Annotated in this window: 17 protein-coding genes, 1 tRNA gene and 2 riboswitches; of the genes, 9 read left to right on the forward strand and 9 right to left on the reverse strand. The window is 72.8% G+C overall.

Going from position 1 to position 16,700, the window contains the following annotated elements:
- Positions 1–124: 124 nt before the first annotated feature.
- From E2C06_RS39570 to E2C06_RS21570, 3 genes are all read left to right on the forward strand, one after another.
- On the forward strand, positions 125–688 hold the full coding sequence (locus tag E2C06_RS39570; protein WP_241671397.1) for a hypothetical protein: 564 nt from the start codon (positions 125–127) through the stop codon (positions 686–688).
- Complete coding sequence (locus E2C06_RS21565; RefSeq protein WP_241671402.1) at positions 688–1,383, forward strand: alpha/beta fold hydrolase; 696 nt, start codon at positions 688–690, stop codon at positions 1,381–1,383. The genes E2C06_RS39570 and E2C06_RS21565 overlap by 1 nt, the downstream gene beginning before the upstream one ends.
- Positions 1,384–1,465: 82 nt before the next feature.
- Positions 1,466–3,109: a flavin-containing monooxygenase gene (locus tag E2C06_RS21570; RefSeq protein ID WP_133290683.1), complete on the forward strand. Its 1,644-nt coding sequence runs from the start codon at positions 1,466–1,468 to the stop codon at positions 3,107–3,109.
- Positions 3,110–3,113: 4 nt separating this feature from the next.
- Here the strand turns inward: E2C06_RS21570 and E2C06_RS21575 are convergent, their stop codons facing one another.
- From E2C06_RS21575 to E2C06_RS21595, 5 genes are all read right to left on the reverse strand, one after another.
- Entirely contained in the window at positions 3,114–3,710 is a 597-nt protein-coding gene (locus E2C06_RS21575) for an NUDIX hydrolase (RefSeq protein WP_133290684.1), read from the reverse strand.
- Entirely contained in the window at positions 3,707–6,601 is a 2,895-nt protein-coding gene (gcvP, locus tag E2C06_RS21580; protein WP_133290685.1) for an aminomethyl-transferring glycine dehydrogenase, read from the reverse strand. The genes E2C06_RS21575 and gcvP overlap by 4 nt, the downstream gene beginning before the upstream one ends.
- On the reverse strand, positions 6,598–6,975 hold the full coding sequence (gcvH, locus tag E2C06_RS21585; protein ID WP_133290686.1) for a glycine cleavage system protein GcvH: 378 nt from the start codon (positions 6,973–6,975) through the stop codon (positions 6,598–6,600). Before gcvH ends, gcvP begins: the two co-directional genes overlap by 4 nt.
- A gap of 17 nt (positions 6,976–6,992) precedes the next feature.
- Entirely contained in the window at positions 6,993–8,099 is a 1,107-nt protein-coding gene (gene gcvT / locus E2C06_RS21590; protein ID WP_133290687.1) for a glycine cleavage system aminomethyltransferase GcvT, read from the reverse strand.
- 49 nt (positions 8,100–8,148) lie between these two features.
- A riboswitch (glycine riboswitch) is annotated at positions 8,149–8,240 on the reverse strand.
- A gap of 3 nt (positions 8,241–8,243) precedes the next feature.
- Positions 8,244–8,346: riboswitch (glycine riboswitch) on the reverse strand.
- A 78-nt stretch (positions 8,347–8,424) separates the two neighbouring features.
- Positions 8,425–8,880 (reverse strand): hypothetical protein, encoded by a 456-nt coding sequence (locus E2C06_RS21595; RefSeq protein ID WP_133290688.1) that lies wholly within the window; start codon positions 8,878–8,880, stop codon positions 8,425–8,427.
- Positions 8,881–9,072: 192 nt separating this feature from the next.
- On the opposite strand from E2C06_RS21595, the gene ispH reads away from it, so the two are divergent.
- From ispH to rnhA, 3 genes are all read left to right on the forward strand, one after another.
- On the forward strand, positions 9,073–10,047 hold the full coding sequence (gene ispH, locus E2C06_RS21600; protein ID WP_133290689.1) for a 4-hydroxy-3-methylbut-2-enyl diphosphate reductase: 975 nt from the start codon (positions 9,073–9,075) through the stop codon (positions 10,045–10,047).
- A 170-nt stretch (positions 10,048–10,217) separates the two neighbouring features.
- A complete protein-coding gene (locus tag E2C06_RS21605) occupies positions 10,218–11,198 on the forward strand; it encodes a homoserine kinase (protein WP_133290690.1) in 981 nt (326 codons plus the stop codon).
- Complete coding sequence (gene rnhA / locus E2C06_RS21610; protein ID WP_133290691.1) at positions 11,188–11,637, forward strand: ribonuclease HI; 450 nt, start codon at positions 11,188–11,190, stop codon at positions 11,635–11,637. The genes E2C06_RS21605 and rnhA overlap by 11 nt, the downstream gene beginning before the upstream one ends.
- Before the next feature lie 224 nt (positions 11,638–11,861).
- Here rnhA and E2C06_RS21615 read toward each other — a convergent pair whose 3' ends face one another.
- Positions 11,862–12,467 carry a PIN domain-containing protein gene (locus tag E2C06_RS21615; protein ID WP_165982547.1) on the reverse strand — a complete coding sequence of 202 codons (606 nt, stop codon included), beginning with the start codon at positions 12,465–12,467 and terminating at the stop codon, positions 11,862–11,864.
- Positions 12,457–12,672: a helix-turn-helix domain-containing protein gene (locus E2C06_RS21620; protein WP_133290693.1), complete on the reverse strand. Its 216-nt coding sequence runs from the start codon at positions 12,670–12,672 to the stop codon at positions 12,457–12,459. The genes E2C06_RS21615 and E2C06_RS21620 overlap by 11 nt, the downstream gene beginning before the upstream one ends.
- 102 nt (positions 12,673–12,774) lie before the next feature.
- Between E2C06_RS21620 and E2C06_RS21625 the strand changes: the two genes are divergently transcribed.
- Complete coding sequence (locus E2C06_RS21625; RefSeq protein WP_133290694.1) at positions 12,775–12,957, forward strand: hypothetical protein; 183 nt, start codon at positions 12,775–12,777, stop codon at positions 12,955–12,957.
- 23 nt (positions 12,958–12,980) lie between these two features.
- On the opposite strand, the gene E2C06_RS21630 is transcribed toward E2C06_RS21625, so the two are convergent.
- Both E2C06_RS21630 and E2C06_RS21635 read right to left on the reverse strand, forming a co-directional pair.
- Positions 12,981–13,055 (reverse strand) — tRNA-Thr (locus E2C06_RS21630).
- Positions 13,056–13,291: 236 nt separating this feature from the next.
- Positions 13,292–13,723: a PaaI family thioesterase gene (locus E2C06_RS21635; RefSeq protein ID WP_133290695.1), complete on the reverse strand. Its 432-nt coding sequence runs from the start codon at positions 13,721–13,723 to the stop codon at positions 13,292–13,294.
- Between the two features lie 236 nt (positions 13,724–13,959).
- Between E2C06_RS21635 and E2C06_RS21640 the strand changes: the two genes are divergently transcribed.
- Together E2C06_RS21640 and E2C06_RS21645 are read left to right on the forward strand one after the other, a co-directional pair.
- Positions 13,960–15,279, forward strand: a complete 1,320-nt coding sequence (locus E2C06_RS21640; protein ID WP_241671399.1) for a glycosyltransferase family 4 protein — start codon at positions 13,960–13,962, stop codon at positions 15,277–15,279.
- On the forward strand, positions 15,276–16,700 hold a 1,425-nt coding region (locus E2C06_RS21645), incomplete at its 3' end, for a beta-ketoacyl [acyl carrier protein] synthase domain-containing protein (RefSeq protein WP_133290696.1). The genes E2C06_RS21640 and E2C06_RS21645, both read left to right, overlap by 4 nt.

Raw genomic sequence — 16,700 nt, forward strand, 5'->3', positions numbered from 1 at the left:
GCGCCCCGGTGGTCAACCCGTCGCCGCCGGCACGGCGGTCGACCCGTCGCCGCCGGCACGGCGGTCGCCCGTTGCCGCGGATGCGCGGCCGCGGCACATCCATGGCAACGAAGGGGAGGACGCGATGCAGGACCAGGGCTGGCCGGTGACGGATGCGGCGGGCTTCCTCGCGGCGTGGCAGGACGCCGTGGCGGGCGATGCGCTGCTGCGCCGCCGGGCGCGGTATGCCTCGGTGCGCTTCGCCTTCGAGAGCGGCGGCACCACCGCCGGCTTCGCCCTCAACGCCCCGCCCGGCGCCGCCGCCTTCACCGTCGCGGCCCCCGCCGAGGCCTGGGCGAAGGCGCTGCAGCCGGTGCCGCCGCGGCACCACCACAGCCTCTTCGCCATGCGGATGCGCGTGCCGGGCTTCGCCCTGCGCGGCGAGGAGCTCGCCTTCGTCCAGCACTGCCACTTGGCACGGCGGGTGCTGGAGATCGGCCGCTGGCTCGCCGCCGGCCATGCGGCGCCGGTGCCGGAGACCCTGGCCCGGTGCTGGCGGAACCGGAACCGGCCGCAATCACCGGCCGCTACCTGCGGGTCGAGGCCGACGGCACCGCCTGGCGCATCCATGCGGAGCAGGCGGGCAATGGCCTCGACCTGCTCTGCCTCCACACCGCGGGCGCCGACGGGCGGCAATTCCACCGGCTGATGGCCGACCGCAGCATCACCCGCGACTGGCGGCTGACCGCCTTCGACCTGCCCTGGCACGGCAAGTCCCCGCCCCCGCCCGGCGCCCTGCCCGGCGACTGGGCGCTGACGACCGAGCGCTACGTCGAGATCATCATGGGCGTGGTCGCCGCGGCCGGGCTGCGCCGCCCGGTGGTGCTCGGCGCCTCCATGTCCGGCGAGATCTGCCTGGAACTCGCGCTCCGCCATCCCGAGGCCTTCCGCGGCATCGTCGCCTGCGAGGCCAGCGACCACATCGAGGGCCGCAAGACCCCCTGGGCCGACCACAGCCAGGTCAACCAGGCCGTCTTCGTGCCCGAATGGATCGAGGGGCTGATGGCGCCGCAGTCGCCGGCCGCCTGCGCCACCGATGTCTGGTGGGGCTACAGCCAGGGCGGCCATGCCACCTTCGCCCGCGACATCGACTTCTACTCGGGCGAGTGGGACGCGCGCGGCCGCATCCACCGGATCGACACGGCGCGCTGCCCGCTATGGATGCTGACGGGCGAATACGACTATTCCTGCACCGCCGAGCATTCCGCCGCGACGGCCGCCCGCATCCCGGGCGCCCGCTTCGCCATGATGCCGGGGATCGGCCATTTCCCCTTCGCCGAGAACCCGCCGCTTTTCGCCGGGCATCTGCGGCCGATCCTGGAGGAGTTTCGCCGCCGCCCGTAACGGCGGTTGACAGGCCGGCCCCGGCCATGCGCCGATATAGATAGCTAGCAATCAATGGCCCGAAGCGGCCGGGAGATCCGGAATGTCCGAAACGAAGAGCCTGCCGAAGACCCTGGACGCCGTGATCGTCGGCGCCGGCTTCGGCGGGATGTACATGCTGCACCGGCTGCGCGCCCTGGGCCTGTCCGCCCGCATCCTGGAACAGGCGGACGGCGTCGGCGGCACCTGGTACTGGAACCGCTACCCCGGCGCCCGCTGCGACGTCGAGAGCATGCAGTACAGCTTCTCCTTCGACGAGGCGCTGCAGCAGGAATGGCAGTGGTCCGAGCGCTTCGCCGCCCAGCCGGAGCTGCTGCGCTACGCCAACCACATCGCCGACCGCTACGACCTGCGCCGCGACATCCATTTCGAGACCAGGGTCGCCAGCGCCCGGTTTGACGAGGCCGCCGAGCGCTGGACCGTCACCACCGACAAGGGCGAGGTCGTCTCCGCCCGCCACTGCGTCATGGCGACCGGCTGCCTCTCGGCCGCGCGGCTGCCGGACATCAAGGGCATCGCGGCGTTCAAGGGCGAAACCTACCACACCGGCTACTGGCCGCACGGGAAGGTGGATTTCACCGGCAAGCGCGTGGCGGTCATCGGCACCGGGTCTTCCGCCATCCAGGCGATCCCGGTGATCGCCGCGGAGGCCGCCCAGGTCACCGTCTTCCAGCGCACGCCGAACTTCTCCATCCCTTCGCGCAACGCGCCGATGGACGAGGCCTACGAGCAGTCCTGGAAGTCCGACTATGCCGCCAGGCGCCGGGAAGCGCGGACGATGCGGACCGGCATCCTCTACGCGATCAACCCGCTCTCGGCGCTCGAGGTCGACGAGGCGACGCGCCAGGCGGAATACGAGCGGCGCTGGGAGAATGGCGGCACCGCCTTCATGGGCGCCTTCGGCGACCTGATCCTGAACAAGGCGTCGAACGACACCGCCGCCGAGTTCGTCCGCAACAAGATCCGCGGCATGGTCAAGGATCCCGCGACCGCCGAGGCGCTGGCGCCGAAGGACCACCCGATCGGCACCAAGCGCATCTGCGTCGACACCCACTACTACGAGACCTACAACCGGCCGAACGTCGCCCTGGTCAACCTGCGCGAGACGCCGATCGACACCATCACCGCGACCGGCATCCGCACCAGCGCGCGCGACTTCGAGTTCGACGTCATCGTCCTTGCCACCGGCTTCGACGCGATGACCGGCGCGCTGCTGAAGATCGACTTCGAGGGCCGCGGCGGCCGGCGCCTCTCGGCCGAATGGGAGCACGGGCCGCGCAGCCAGCTCGGCCTCATGGTCGCCGGCTTCCCCAACCTCTTCATGATCACCGGGCCGGGCAGCCCCTCGGTGCTGTCCAACATGATCGTCTCGATCGAGCAGCACGTCGACTGGATCGCCGGCCTGCTCGGCCACATGCAGGCGCGCGGCCTGGCCTGCGTCGAGGCGACGGAGGAAGCCCAGGCGGACTGGGTGCGGCACGGCATGGAGGTGGCGGAGAAGACGCTCTATCCCTCCGCCGCGTCCTGGTACATGGGCGCGAACATTCCGGGCAAGCCGCGCGTGTTCATGCCCTATATCGGCGGCGTCGGCGTCTACCGCGAGACCTGCGACGCGATCGCCGCCCGCGGCTACGAGGGCTTCCGCCTGGCGGGCCCGCAGGTGCAGGCGGCCGCCGCGGCGGAGTAGCGATTCAGAAGCGGATGCGCCCGGCGGCCTGCAGCGCCAACAGCAGGCCGCCGAGATGCATCGCGTGGACGAACATCCCGCGCGTCACGCCGGCGACCACCTCGGCGACCGGCATGGTCAGGGTCTCCAGCTCCTCCCCCGCCTCGCGGTCATGCGCGCCGGCCGGGACTGCGCCTTCGGCCAGCACGGCGTGGATCCGGTTGGTGTTGTGCGCCGGGTCCGACCAGATGGAGCCGACCAGGCGAAGCCGCGTCGCGGCATAGCCGGTCTCCTCCCGCAACTCCCGCGCCGCCGTGGCGCAGGGATCGGCATCCCCCGGATCCATCACCCCGCCCGGCGGCTCCAGCACCCAGGCCTTGGCGCCCTGGCGCCATTGCCGCACCAGGACCAGCCGGTCATCCGGCGTCAGCGCCACCGCCAGGACCCAGTCCGGGTAGTCCATGACCCAATAGGGGTCGAGCACGGCGCCGGCGCCGGTCCGCACCGCCTCGGCATCCAGGTTCAGGTGGCGGTTGCGCACCACCTCCCGGCGGGAGAGAACCGTCCACGGCCTCTCCTCCTCGGGCGCCGGGCCTTGCGGCCAGGCGGGGTCTTCGCTCACTCCGCCGCCTGCAGCTGCATCGCCTGGGCGTATTCCTCGAGCGGCGCGCAGGTGCAGACCAGGTTGCGGTCGCCGTGGACGTTGTCCACCCGCTTCACCGGCGGCCAGTACTTGTGCGCGCGGACGAAGGGCAGCGGGAAGGCCGCTTCCTCCCGGGTATAGGCATGGCGCCACTCGGTCGCCATGACCTCGGCCGCGGTATGCGGCGCGTGCTTCAACGGGTTGTCGGCCTTGTCGGCGCGGCCCTGCTCCACCGCGCGGATCTCGGCGCGGATGGCGATCATGGCGTCGCAGAAGCGGTCCAGCTCCTCCTTCGGCTCGGACTCGGTCGGCTCGACCATCAGCGTGCCGGCGACCGGCCAGGACATGGTCGGCGCGTGGTAGCCGTAATCCTGCAGCCGCTTGGCGATGTCCTCGACCAGGACGCCGCCGCCCTGCTGGAAGCCGCGGCAGTCGAGGATGCATTCATGCGCCACCATGCCGCGGAGGCCGCGGTAGAGCACGGGGTAGTGCGCCTCCAGCCGCTTCGCCATGTAGTTGGCGTTGAGGATGGCGACCTGCGTCGCCCGCGTCAGGCCCTCGGCTCCCATCATGCGGATATAGGCGTAGGAGATCGGCAGGATGGCGGCGCTGCCGAAGGGCGCGGCGCTCACCGGCCCATAGCCCGTCGCCGGCCCGGCGCCGGGATGCAGCGGGTGGTTCGGCAAATGCGGCGCCAGGTGCGCCGCGACGCCGATCGGCCCGACGCCGGGGCCGCCGCCGCCATGCGGGATGCAGAAGGTCTTGTGCAGGTTGAGGTGGCAGACATCGGCGCCGATCGCCGCCGGGCTGGTCAGCCCGACCTGCGCATTCATGTTGGCGCCGTCCATGTAGACCTGGCCGCCATGCGCGTGGACCAGGTCGCAGATCGCGCGGATCTCCTCCTCGAACACGCCATGCGTGCTGGGATAGGTGATCATCAGCGCCGCCAGCCGCTCGGCGTGCTGCCCGGCCTTGGCCTTGAGGTCAGCGAGGTCGACGTTGCCGTCGCGGTCGCAGCCGACGACGACCACCTTCATCCCCGCCATCACGGCGCTGGCCGGGTTGGTGCCATGCGCCGAGGACGGGATCAGGCAGACGTCGCGCTGGGTGTCGCCGCGCGACCGGTGCCAGGCGCGGATCGCCAGCAGCCCGGCATATTCGCCCTGGCTGCCGGCATTCGGCTGCAGCGAGGCCGCGGCGAAGCCGGTGACGGCGCAGAGCCAGCCTTCGAGACGCCTGATCATCTCGAGATACCCCTTCGCCTGGTCCGCCGGCGCGAAGGGGTGGATCTCGGCGAAGCCGGGGAAGGTGACCGGGATCATCTCGGCGGTCGCGTTCAGCTTCATCGTGCAGGACCCGAGCGGGATCATGCTGCGGTTCAGCGCGACGTCCTTGTCCTCCAGGCGCTTGAGGTAGCGGAGCATGGCGTGCTCGGAGTGGTGGGTATTGAACACCTCCGCCGTGCAGAAGCCGCTGCGCCGCGCCAGCGCCGCGGGGATGCCGCCGCGTGGGGCAAGGCCCGCGAGGTCGCCGCCGCCGAGCAGATCGGCAAGCGCGGCCAGGTCGCCGCGCGTCACCGTCTCGTCGAACGCGATGCAGACGAGCCCGCCTTCCCGCCGCAGGTTGAAGCCGCGCGCCAGGGCGCCTTCCACCAGCGCCTCGGCGCGGTCGCCGGCCTCGAGCGCGACGGTGTCGAAGAAGCCCTCATGCCGCAGCGCGAAGCCGCCGCGGTGCGCCGCATCGGCCAGCAGCCGCGCCTGCAGCGCCACGCGCCCGGCGATGCGCTTCAGCCCTTCCTGCCCATGCCAGACCGCGTACATGCCGGCCATGACCGCCAGCAGCACCTGCGCGGTGCAGATGTTCGAGGTCGCCTTCTCCCGCCGGATATGCTGCTCGCGCGTCTGCAGCGCGAGGCGCATCGCCGGGCTGCCCGCGGCATCGATCGAGACGCCGACCAGCCGGCCCGGCAGCAGCCGCTTGAGTGCGTCCTTCACCGCCATGTAGGCGGCATGCGGCCCGCCATAGCCGAGCGGCACGCCGAAGCGCTGGGTGGAGCCGACGCAGACATCGGCGCCCATCTCGCCCGGCGGCGTCAGCAGGCAAAGCGAGAGCGGGTCGGCGGCGACGATGGCGAGGCCGCCGGCGGCCTGCACCGCGGCGATCTCGGGCGCCAGGTCGCGCGCCTCGCCGGTGGTGCCGGGATATTGCAGCAGCGCGGCGAAGGGCTTCTCCGCCGCCGCGCTCGCCGCGACCTCCGCCGGCGGCACGACCAGCACGCGGATGCCGACCGGCTCCGCCCGCACCCGCACCACGGCGAGCGTCTGCGGATGCAGGTCGGCGGCAACCAGCAGCGTGTCGCCCTTCCCCTTGTGCGCGGCATGCGCCAGCGTCACCGCCTCGGCCGCCGCCGTCGCCTCATCGAGCAGGGAGGCATTCGCCACCGGCAGGCCGGTGAGGTCGGCGACCATGGTCTGGAAATTGACCAGCGCCTCCAGCCGGCCCTGGGCGATCTCCGCCTGGTAGGGGGTATAGGCGGTGTACCAGCCCGGGTTCTCCAGCACGTTGCGCAGGATCACCGGCGGCACATGGGTGCCGTGGTAGCCGAGGCCGAGCAGCGACTTGACCCGGACATTGCGCTCCGACAGCGCCCGCAACTCGGCGATCGCCTCGGCCTCGGTCGCCGGCGGCGGCAGGGCGGAGAGGTCGGCGCCGGCGATGGCGGCGGGCACCGTGCGGGCGGCCATCGCCTCCAGGCTCGGTGCCCCCACCACCTTCAGCATCGCCGTGATGTCGTCCGGGCCGGGGCCGATATGCCGGCGGGCAAACTCGCCCTGGTCCTCCAGCGCCGCCAGTTCGTTCAGCACGCTCACGCCTCGCTCTCCACCAGCGCGGCATAGGCCGTCTCGTCCAGCAGCGCGGCAAAGGCGGCGGGGTCCTTCGGCTCGATGCGGAAGAACCAGCCCTCGCCGGTCGGCGCGCTGTTGATCAGCGCCGGGCTCTCGGTCAGGCCGGCATTGACCTCGACCACCTTGCCGGCGATCGGGGCATAGACGTCGGAGGCCGCCTTGACGCTCTCGACCACGGCGCAGGCCTCGCCCTCGGCGACCTCGCGGCCGATCTCCGGCAGGTCGACGAAGACGACGTCGCCGAGCGCGTTCTGGGCGTGATCGGTGATGCCGATGACCACGGTGTCGCCGTCCTGGCGCACCCATTCATGGTCCTTGGTGAACCGCATCTCTGGCATGGGTCGGGCTCCTGGGTTCAGCGCTTGTAGCGATGGGGAACGAAGGGGGTCGGCGCGACGCGGGCGGCCAGGGCCTTGCCCCGCACCAGCAACTCGAGCGCCGTGCCGTCCCCGGCATGGGGGCGGGCGACGTAGCCCATGGCCATCGGGCCCTTGAGCGAGGGGCCGAAGCCACCCGAGGTGACCTCGCCCGCCGGGGTGCCGTCGGCCGCCTGGATCGGGGTATGGCCGCGGGCGGGCTGGCGGCCCTCCGGCCTCAGCCCGACGCGGAGGCGTTTCGGGCCGTTCGCCAGGTCCTCCCGCACCCGCTCGGCGCCCTGGAAGTCCCAGGCCATGCGGCGGCGCTTGCCGATCGACCAGACCAGCGCGGCCTCGACCGGGCTCGTGGTCTCGTCGATGTCGTTGCCGTAGAGGCAGAGCCCGGCTTCGAGCCGCAGCGAGTCGCGGGCGCCGAGGCCGGCCGGCTGCACGCCGGGCTGCGCCAGCAGCAGCTTGGCCAGCGCCTCGGCCCGGTCGGCAGCGACGCTGATCTCGAACCCGTCCTCCCCGGTATAGCCGCTGCGGCTGGCCAGCACCGGGATGCCGCCGATCTCGGCCTCCGCCACCCCCATGAAGGAGAGCGCGGCGAGGGCCGGGGCGAGCGACTCGACCACCGCGGCGACGCCCGGCCCCTGCAGCGCCAGCAGCGCGCGGTCGGCCAGCGGCCGCAGCGTCACGCCGTCGGGCAGCACGGATTCGATCAGCGGGAAATCGAGGTGCTTGCGGCTGGCATTGGCGACGAGGAACAGCCGGTCGCCGAGGTTCGCCACCATGAAGTCGTCGAAGATGCCGCCGTCGGGCGTCATCAGCAGGCCGTAGCGCTGCCGCCCCGGCTTCAGCCCCTGCACGTCGGCCGGGGTGACGCGTTCCAGCGCCGCGGCGGCGCCTTCCCCGACCAGTTCCGCCTGGCCCATGTGGGAAACGTCGAACAGCGCGGCGGCGGCGCGGCAATGCAGGTGCTCGGCCATGATGCCGGCGGGGTACTGCACCGGCATGGCATAGCCGGCGAAGCCGACCATCCGCCCGCCGAGCGCGCGGTGCAGCCCGCCGAGCGGGGTCTCTTGTAGCGATCCGGTTTCGGCCACGGGTCCCCCGGCCACGGAACCGTGGCGTGAGTTGATAGTCCGTGGCCCCCCTCTGTCCGGTGACCTGAGAGATTCAGCCCCCTGGCTTCAGGGCCTTACTCCGTCGGTGCCGCACCCTCGCGGGTGCAGGCTTTCCAGAGGCCCCTTCTCCGCGCGGTTCATGTGCCTGAGCGTTTCCGGGGGCCGGTTGCGCCTTCGGCGGGGGTGGTCCGTAGGACGGACCCTCCCTCTCTCCCGCGCGGGATCAGCGGGTGTCCCGGTCTACCGCGGACCGGTCGCCCAGCGCAACCGCTGCGCTGCAAGACCCGTTGTCCGGGGCGCCGTTTCAGCGCGGCCCGCGCCGGATGTTGAAGGCGAGGTCCTCCGGGCTCAGGTCGAAGGAGACGTAGATCCGGTAGTCGCCGGCGCGGCGCTGCTCGCCGACCGGCAGGGACAGGCTGATCGGCCCGCTCTCGACCGTGGTGCGGGTCTCGTTGCGGGCGAAGGTGATCCGCTCGGTGAAGGAACGCCGCGACAGGATGCGCTCGTCCCGGTTGTCGACCACCGCGACGAACCAGGGCAGGTCGATGACCCGGCCCTCGGTCCCGGCGCCGCGCTCGACGCTGAAATTGGCCACCAGCGTCACCTCGATGCTGGCATTCCTGCGGCCCGGGTTGCAGCCGCCGCTGATGCCGGCGATCCGGGCGTCCCATTCCAGCGTCGTCAGGTCGCGCACCGCGCCGGGCCGGTAGCGGGTGAGATCGGCGCCTTCCGCCAGGATCCCGGGCCGGGGGCAGGCCACCGGAAGCCGCGTATTGGTCGTGTTAGTGCACGCTGCGAGCGCCAAAAGCGGCATCGCGACCAGGACAAACCACCACCGCATCCCCATCTTCCCCCTTGAGCCCGAAGCCGCGGCGGCTAGTGTGCGCGCTTGCGCACCCTGCCCGCCGGCCGGCCGGCACGGCAACCCGCGGCCTGCGAGCGAATCCGACCGATGAACCAGATCACCAGCCCAGCCGGTGGCAGGAAGCCCCGCCTCAACGTCCTGCTGGCCGGCCCCCGCGGCTTCTGCGCCGGCGTGGATCGCGCCATCAAGATCGTCGAGGAGGCGATCCGCCGCTACGGCGCGCCTGTGTATGTCCGGCATGAGATAGTCCACAACCGCTTCGTGGTCGAAAGCCTCGAACGGCAGGGCGCGATCTTCGTCGAGGAGCTGGACGAAGTGCCGGACGATGCCCCGGTGGTCTTCTCGGCGCATGGGGTGCCGAAATCGGTCCCGACCGAGGCGACCCGCCGCAACCTCTTCTACCTGGACGCCACCTGCCCCCTGGTCAGCAAGGTGCACCGGGAGGCCGAGCAGCATTTCGCCCGCGGCCGGCACATCCTGCTGATTGGCCATGCCGGCCACCCGGAGGTGGTCGGCACCATGGGCCAGCTGCCGGAGGGCACCGTGACCCTGGTGGAGGACGAGGAGCAGGCCCGGCTGGTGGCGGTGCCGGCGGACCGGCCGCTGGCCTTCATCACCCAGACCACCCTTTCGGTCGACGACACCGCCGGGATCGTCGCCGCGCTGCGGGGCCGCTTCCCCGAGATGCATGCCCCGGCGAAGGAGGACATCTGCTACGCCACCACCAACCGCCAGGCCGCCGTCAAGGCGATCGCCCAGCGGGTGGAGCTGATGGTGGTGGTGGGGGCGCCCAATTCCTCCAACTCCCTCCGGCTGGTCGAGGTGGCCGAGCGGGCCGGCTGCCCGAAGGCGGTCATGGTGCAGCGGGGCCGCGACCTCGACCTCGCCCTGACTGCCAGGCTCGCCAGCGTCGGCATCACCGCCGGGGCCAGCGCGCCGGAAGTGCTGGTCGAGGAGGTGCTGGCCCGGCTGGCCGAGCATTTCGACATCGCCATCGAGGAGGTGGTGGTGGCCGAGGAGCGGATCACCTTCAAGCTGCCCGCGGGGCTCCAGCAGGCCTGACAAGGCCGAAGGTGTGGGCCGGCCCCCGTCACCCGGCGGGTGCCAAACCCACAGGAGACGATGGAAGGGGCCCGGGGCGGACATGCCGTTTCCTCCCCGTTCCTCCTTCCGGGGCCGATGCAGGCCCGATCGAGGTGGGCGCGGCGGCACGCCCGCGTTAGAAGCCCCGCATGGCCGTCTATACCGAAGTCACCGACGAGGCGCTGCGCGCCTTCCTGGCCGACTACCCGCTCGGCGCGCTGCGGGCCTTCCGCGGCATCGCCGAGGGTGTCGAGAACTCGAACTACGCGCTGAAGACCGCGTCGGGCGACTTCATCCTCACGCTGTACGAAAAGCGGGTCGACCCGCGCGAGCTGCCCTGGTTCCTGGCCCTGATGGAGCACCTGGCGGCGCGCGGCATCGACTGCCCGCTGCCGGTCAAGGCGACGGATGGCGTGGCCTTGCGGACGCTGGCGGGGCGGCCGGCGGCGATCTGCACCTTCCTGCCCGGCGTCTGGCCGCGCCGGGTCCGGCCGGAACACTGCGCGCCGCTCGGCGGGGCGCTGGCCCGGCTGCACCTGGCCGGGGCGGATTTCGAGGAGGTCCGGCCGAACGGCCTCGGCCCGCGCGCCTGGGCGCCGCTGCTCGACCGCTGCCGCGCCGGCGGCGATGCGGTGCAGCCGGGGCTGATCGCCGAGCTGGACGCGGCGCTGGCCGGCATCCTGGCGGCCTGGCCGGCGGAGGGCGCGCTGCCGACCGGGCAGATCCATGCCGACCTCTTCCCCGACAACGTCTTCTTCCTGGATGGGCCGGAGGGGTCGCCGCGGGTCTCCGGCCTGATCGACTTCTACTTCGCCTGCACCGACCTGCTGGCCTATGACCTGGCGGTCTGCCTGAACGCCTGGTGCTTCGAGACGGACGGATCCTACAACGTGACCAAGGCGCATGCGCTGCTGGCGGCCTACCAGCGGCTGCGGCCGATGGCGACGGCGGAGCGGGCGGCGCTGCCGGCGCTTTGCCGGGGCGCGGCGATCCGCTTCCTGCTGACCCGGCTCTACGACTGGATGATGACCCCGCCCGGGGCGATGGTCACCCGGAAGGATCCGCTGGAATACCTGCGCAGGCTGCGCTTCTTCGCCGGGGCGGAAGGACCCTCCTCCCTTGGCCTCTGACGCGACGCAGTTCGTCGAGATCTGGACCGACGGCGGCTGCAAGCCGAACCCGGGCCCGGGCGGCTGGGCGGCGATCCTGAAATTCGGCGAGGCGGAGCGAGAGCTGTCCGGCGCCGACCCGGCCACCACCAACAACCGGATGGAGCTGATGGCGGCGATCAGCGCGCTCGAGGCGCTGAAGCGGCCCTGCAGGGTCATCCTCCATACCGACAGCGAGTATGTGCGCAACGGCATCAGCCGCTGGATCAACGGCTGGGTCCGCAACAACTGGCGCAACGCGGCCAAGGACCCGGTGGCGAACATGGAGCTCTGGCAGCGGTTGCTGGCCGCGGCCAAGCCGCATGAGGTGGAATGGCGCTGGGTGCGCGGCCATGCCGGCAACCCGATGAACGAGCGGGCGGACCAGCTGGCGACCGAGGCACGGCGCAGCCTGGGGTAGGTGCGCTCGTGGCCAGGCGCCGGGGAAGCCGAAATCCGGGCGGAAGCCGTTCCTGAGGCCGAGGATGCCCGTCCAGAAGCCGACCGTTGCCGCCAGGTCGTTGGCCTTCGCGGCGACATGGAACAGCCCGGCGGCCATGGGCTCGTGGGCGGCGTCTCTGGCATCGGTCTTCGCGTCCTGGCGCGGCGGGGAAGGCGGGCAACCCACGTGCCATGCCCTCCGGGTCAGGCGAAGCCCGGCTGGGCCGCCAGCCAGCGCGCCGTGTCCGGCAGCGACATCCGCCGCTCGGCGAGCCGCGCGGCAGCACCCGGCCCCGGCGGCAGCCCGGCCCGGTGCGCCGCCGCGGCGGCCAGGACGCGGCCCGGGTCGCGGGCGATCAGCGCGGCGCAGAAGGCATCCGGCCGGAGTGCCTGCAGCCCGAGCGGCGCCAGCAGCCGGCGCGGGAAGTCGGCGGTATTGTCGGTGACGATCCAGCGCGCCCCCGCCGCCAGCGCCGTGGCCACCACATGCGCGTCCTTGCGCTGCGCCCCGCTGCGGCAGCGCGCGCGGATGGCGTCCGGCAGATCGACGCCGGGCTCGCAGGCGGCGCCGGGGAAGGCGGCGGCCAGCGCTGCCCGGCGGGCCGCCACCGCCGCCGCGGGGATGCCGCGGCGGCGCTGCAGGGCGCCGGCCCATTCGGCCTCGATCGCGGCCGACCAGGCCGGGTCGAACAGCCCGGCCTCGGCCAGGCGCAGCAGGAAATCCGTCAGCCGGCCGCGGAACAGGATGCAGGCATCGAGCACGGCGATGCCTGCCTCCTGTCCCCCCGGCGGCACGGGGTCAGAGGTCATGCGCCTCCGACAGGGCGGCGAGGCGGGCCAGCGCATCCTGCCGGCGCAGCGCCTGGCGGTCGCGCCAGCCGAGCAGCGCGGCCCGGGAGAGCAGGGTGCAGGGCGGCAAGGCACCGCTGCGGACCAGCCGGTGCAGGGTGGGAAGGGCGATGCCGAGCAGCCGGGCCGCCTGCTCGGGCGTGATCCCGGCGGGGTCCCCGGTCATGGCCGGCGGCTTCCCTCCGGCCGGATGTCCCGCACGGCACGGGCCCGCGGCAGCCATGGCCGGCCGGGCGCGTTGACAGGCCGAGATGGGGAGCACCTGCACATGGCCGAACCACCGAAGGGCAGCGCGGAGCGCATGAACAGCGCCGACCCGGCCGCGAAGACCACCACTGCGAAGGTACAGGAGGGGAATACGACGCGAAACCCGAAGGCCAAGGTTCCCTCGGACCTTTATCCGGACCCGCCTGGGGTCACCGACGAAACGCCGGGCGGGCAGGACGACTGAGCGACGGGCGGTGCGAGGGGGAATGGTGCTGCCAGAGAGGATTGAACTCTCGACCTCTCCCTTACCAAGGGAGTGCTCTACCACTGAGCTACGGCAGCCACCGGCCCGGAAGCCCGCGCTCTCTAACGGGTCCCCCCCCGCCGCGCAACCCCTTCGCGCATCGCGCGCCGACACACGCCATGGTCGCGCTTTCGTCGCAGGGGCAACCAGCCGGTAAGGAATTCGATGCCAATCTCGGCGCTTCCGGACGGGCTGTGGAATGCAGCCCGCGGAGGAGGAGCCAATACGGCCCATGGCCCATCGCGTTTCGGACCGGCATCCACCCACCCCCGGCTCAGCCGCCGCGCACCTGCCGCACCACGGTGGTCAGGCGCGACACGCAGCTGAGCCGACCGTCGCCGCGCCGCATCTCGATCTGCCACACCTGCACGCTGCGCCCGAGCTGCAGCGGCCGGCAGACTGCCTCCACGCTGTCGCCCTTCGGCACCGCGGCCAGGTGGTTGGCATTCACCTCGAGCCCCACCACCGTCCAGCCTTCCTCCAGCGCCATCACGCCGCAGACCGACCCGATCGTCTCGGCCAGCACGACGCTGGCGCCGCCATGCAGGATGCCGGCCGGCTGCACATGCCGGTCGTCCACCGGCATCGTTGCCCGGGCGTAATCCTCGCCCCATTCGACCAAGCGGATCCCGAGCAGCGCGGGCAGCGTCGCCGCATGGTTCTTGGCAAAGACCTCGGGCGGCAACGCCCTTTTCCAGATGCCCATTCTCGCAGGTTCCCCTCACCCTCCGGGGGAGGATGGCGGTCTGCCGGACCGTGTCAAATCGTACGGTTTGTTCCGGCCCAGCCTCGCCTTTTGGTTGACTTGCACATTACAGCCGAGCACATAAACCCGTGAGGCGCCCCGACGGCGAGGGCGGGCCGGGCATCGTGCCCGCGTTCCGTGCAGCCCAGGGGCGGGCCGAGGCAAGACTGCCGAGCGGCGCACCATCCGGAGGCCAAGTGCACGTCATCCTGGACGTTTCGCGCCTGCTCTTCTGCGTGCACCGCACCTCTCCCTCGGGGATCGAGCGGGTCGAGATGGCCTATGCCCGCCGCTGGCTCGCCCGGCCGGAGCATGAATGCACCTTCACGGCGCAGAGCCTCTGGGGCTGGTTCGCCGCCCTGCCGCGCGACCGCGTCGCGGCGCTGCTCGATGCGCTCGAGGCGGTCTGGGACCACGGCGCGCCGGTCGGCCGCGGCCTCCGCCAGGCCCAGCGGATCGCCCTCTCGCTGCAGGCCGGGCTGGCGCGCGGTGCCGGCCGCGCGGCGCTGCGCGCCCGGCTCCGCGGCCCGCGCCAGACGGTCTTCCTGCTGGTCTCGCATCGCTCGCTCGACCGGCACGGGCCGATCGAGGCGCTGCGCCGGGCCGGCGCCCGATTCGTGCCGCTGATCCACGACCTGATCCCGCTGACCCATCCGGAATACACCAGGGCGCCGCAGGTCGGCCGGCACGCCGCGCGGATCGCCACCACCGCCGCCCTGGCGGACGGCATCATCGTCAATTCCGCCGCGACCGAAGCGGTGCTGCTGGACCACCTCGCGCCGCATGGCCGGGTGCCGCCGATCACCGTCGCGCCGCTCGGCACGCGGAAGATCCGCATGCCGAGCGCCCCGCTGCCGACCGAGCCCTACTTCGTCTGTCTCGGCACGGTGGAACCCCGCAAGAACCACCAGCTGCTGCTGCATCTCTGGCGCGACCTGGCGATGGAGGGCCGCAACGGCCCCCGGCTGCTGCTCTGCGGCCGCCGCGGCTGGGAGAACGAGAACGTGCTCGACCTGCTCGAGCGCTGCTCGGCACTGCGCGGTCTCGTGCTCGAACTCGGCACCCTGCCGGACAGCCGGGTCACCGAATTGCTCGCCGGCGCCCGCGCGCTGCTCTTCCCGAGCTTCGCCGAAGGCTACGGCCTGCCGGTCGCCGAGGCCCTGGCGCTCGGCGTGCCGGTGCTCTGCAGCGACCTGCCGGCGCTGCGGGAGGTCGGCGGCGGCGTCCCCGAATACCTCGACCCGCTCGATGGTCCCGGCTGGCGGCGCGCCATCCTGGACTACGCCCGGCCGGACAGCCTGCGCCGTGCCGCGCAGCTCGACCGGCTGCGCGACTGGCGCACCCCGGGCTGGGACGCGCATTTCGCCGCCGTCGACGAGATGCTCGCCCAGGTGACCGGGAAGTCCCTGCCCAGCCACCAACAGCCGCACCCGGCGACGATGCGCGGCGCACGCGCGGCGCGGCCGGCCCCCATGGGCGCGGCCGCGGCCGCCCGGGTGGGCGCCAGCCCGGCATGACCGTCCTGGTGCGGCGCCGCCCCCGGCGGCGGCCGGAACGGGCAGTCGCCATCGTCGGGGCCGCCTGCCGCTTCCCCGGCGCGCCCGACCTCGACGCCTACTGGCGGCTGCTGGCGGAAGGCCGGGATGCCGTCACCACCGTGCCGGCGGACCGCTTCACGCAATCCCACTTCGCCCATCCCCGGCGCGGCGAGCCGGGCAAGTCCTACAGCTTCGCCGCCGGGACGCTCGGCGACGTCGCCGGCTTCGACCCCGGCGCCTTCGGCATCTCCCCGCGGGAAGCGGCGGAAATGGACCCGCAGCAGCGCCTGCTGCTGGAAGTCGCGGCCGAGGCGCTCGAGGATGCCGGCCTGCCGCCCGGCGCGCTGGCCGGCACCGCCACGGCCGTCTTCGTCGGCGGCTCGCTGACCGACTACAGCGACCTCAGGCGCACCGACATCGCCTCGGGCGACCGCTACTTCATGACCGGCGGCGCGCTGTCGATCCTGGCCAACCGGATCGGCAACGTCTTCGACCTGCGCGGCCCGGCCCAGACCGTCGACACCGCCTGCTCCTCCTCGCTCGTCGCCCTGCACTATGCGTGCGAGGCGCTGCGCGCCGGCCGCGTCCCGGCGGCGCTGGTCGGCGGGGTCAACCTGCTGCTCTCGCCCTACCCCTTCCTCGGCTTCGCCCGGGCCGGGATGCTGTCGCCGACCGGCCGCTGCCACGCCTTCGACGCGCGGGCGGATGGCTATGTCCGGGCCGAGGGCGCGGGGATGGTGCTGCTCAAGCCGCTGGAGGACGCGCTGGCCGCCGGCGACGCGATTCGCGGCGTCATCCTGGCCAGCGGCGTGAATGCCGCCGGCCGGACCATGGGCATCTCCCTGCCCAGCCAGGCGGCACAGCAGGCGCTGCTCGACCAGGTCCTGGCCGCGGCGGCGATCGCCCCCGGGCGCATCGGCTATTTCGAGGCGCACGGCACCGGCACCGCCGCCGGCGACCCGATCGAGGCCGCCGCCATCGGCCAGGCGATCGGCCGGCATCGCAGCGGGGCGGCGCTGCCGATCGGCTCGGCCAAGACCAATATCGGCCATACCGAGCCGGCCTCCGGCATGGTCGGCCTGCTCAAGGCCATGCTGGTGCTGGAGCACGGCCAGGTCCCGCCCTCCCTGCACCATGCCACGCCGAACCCGGACATCGACTTCGCCGGGCTCGGGCTGCGCGTGCCGACGCGCCTGGAAGCGCTGCCCAACCACCGCCGCGCCGTCGCCGGGGTGAACAGCTTCGGCTTCGGCGGCACGAATGCCAGCGTCCTGCTCGGCGCCGCGCCCGCCGCCCGGCCGGCGCCCGAAGCGCCGGGCCCGCTGCCGCCGCTGCTGCTCTCGGCGCGCAGCGCGGCGGGCCTCGCGGCCCTGGCCGGGCGCTGGAAGGCGGCGCTCGCC

Origin of the sequence: Dankookia rubra, assembly GCF_004355005.1 — a bacterium.
Taxonomy (GTDB): domain Bacteria; phylum Pseudomonadota; class Alphaproteobacteria; order Acetobacterales; family Acetobacteraceae; genus Paracraurococcus; species Paracraurococcus ruber_A.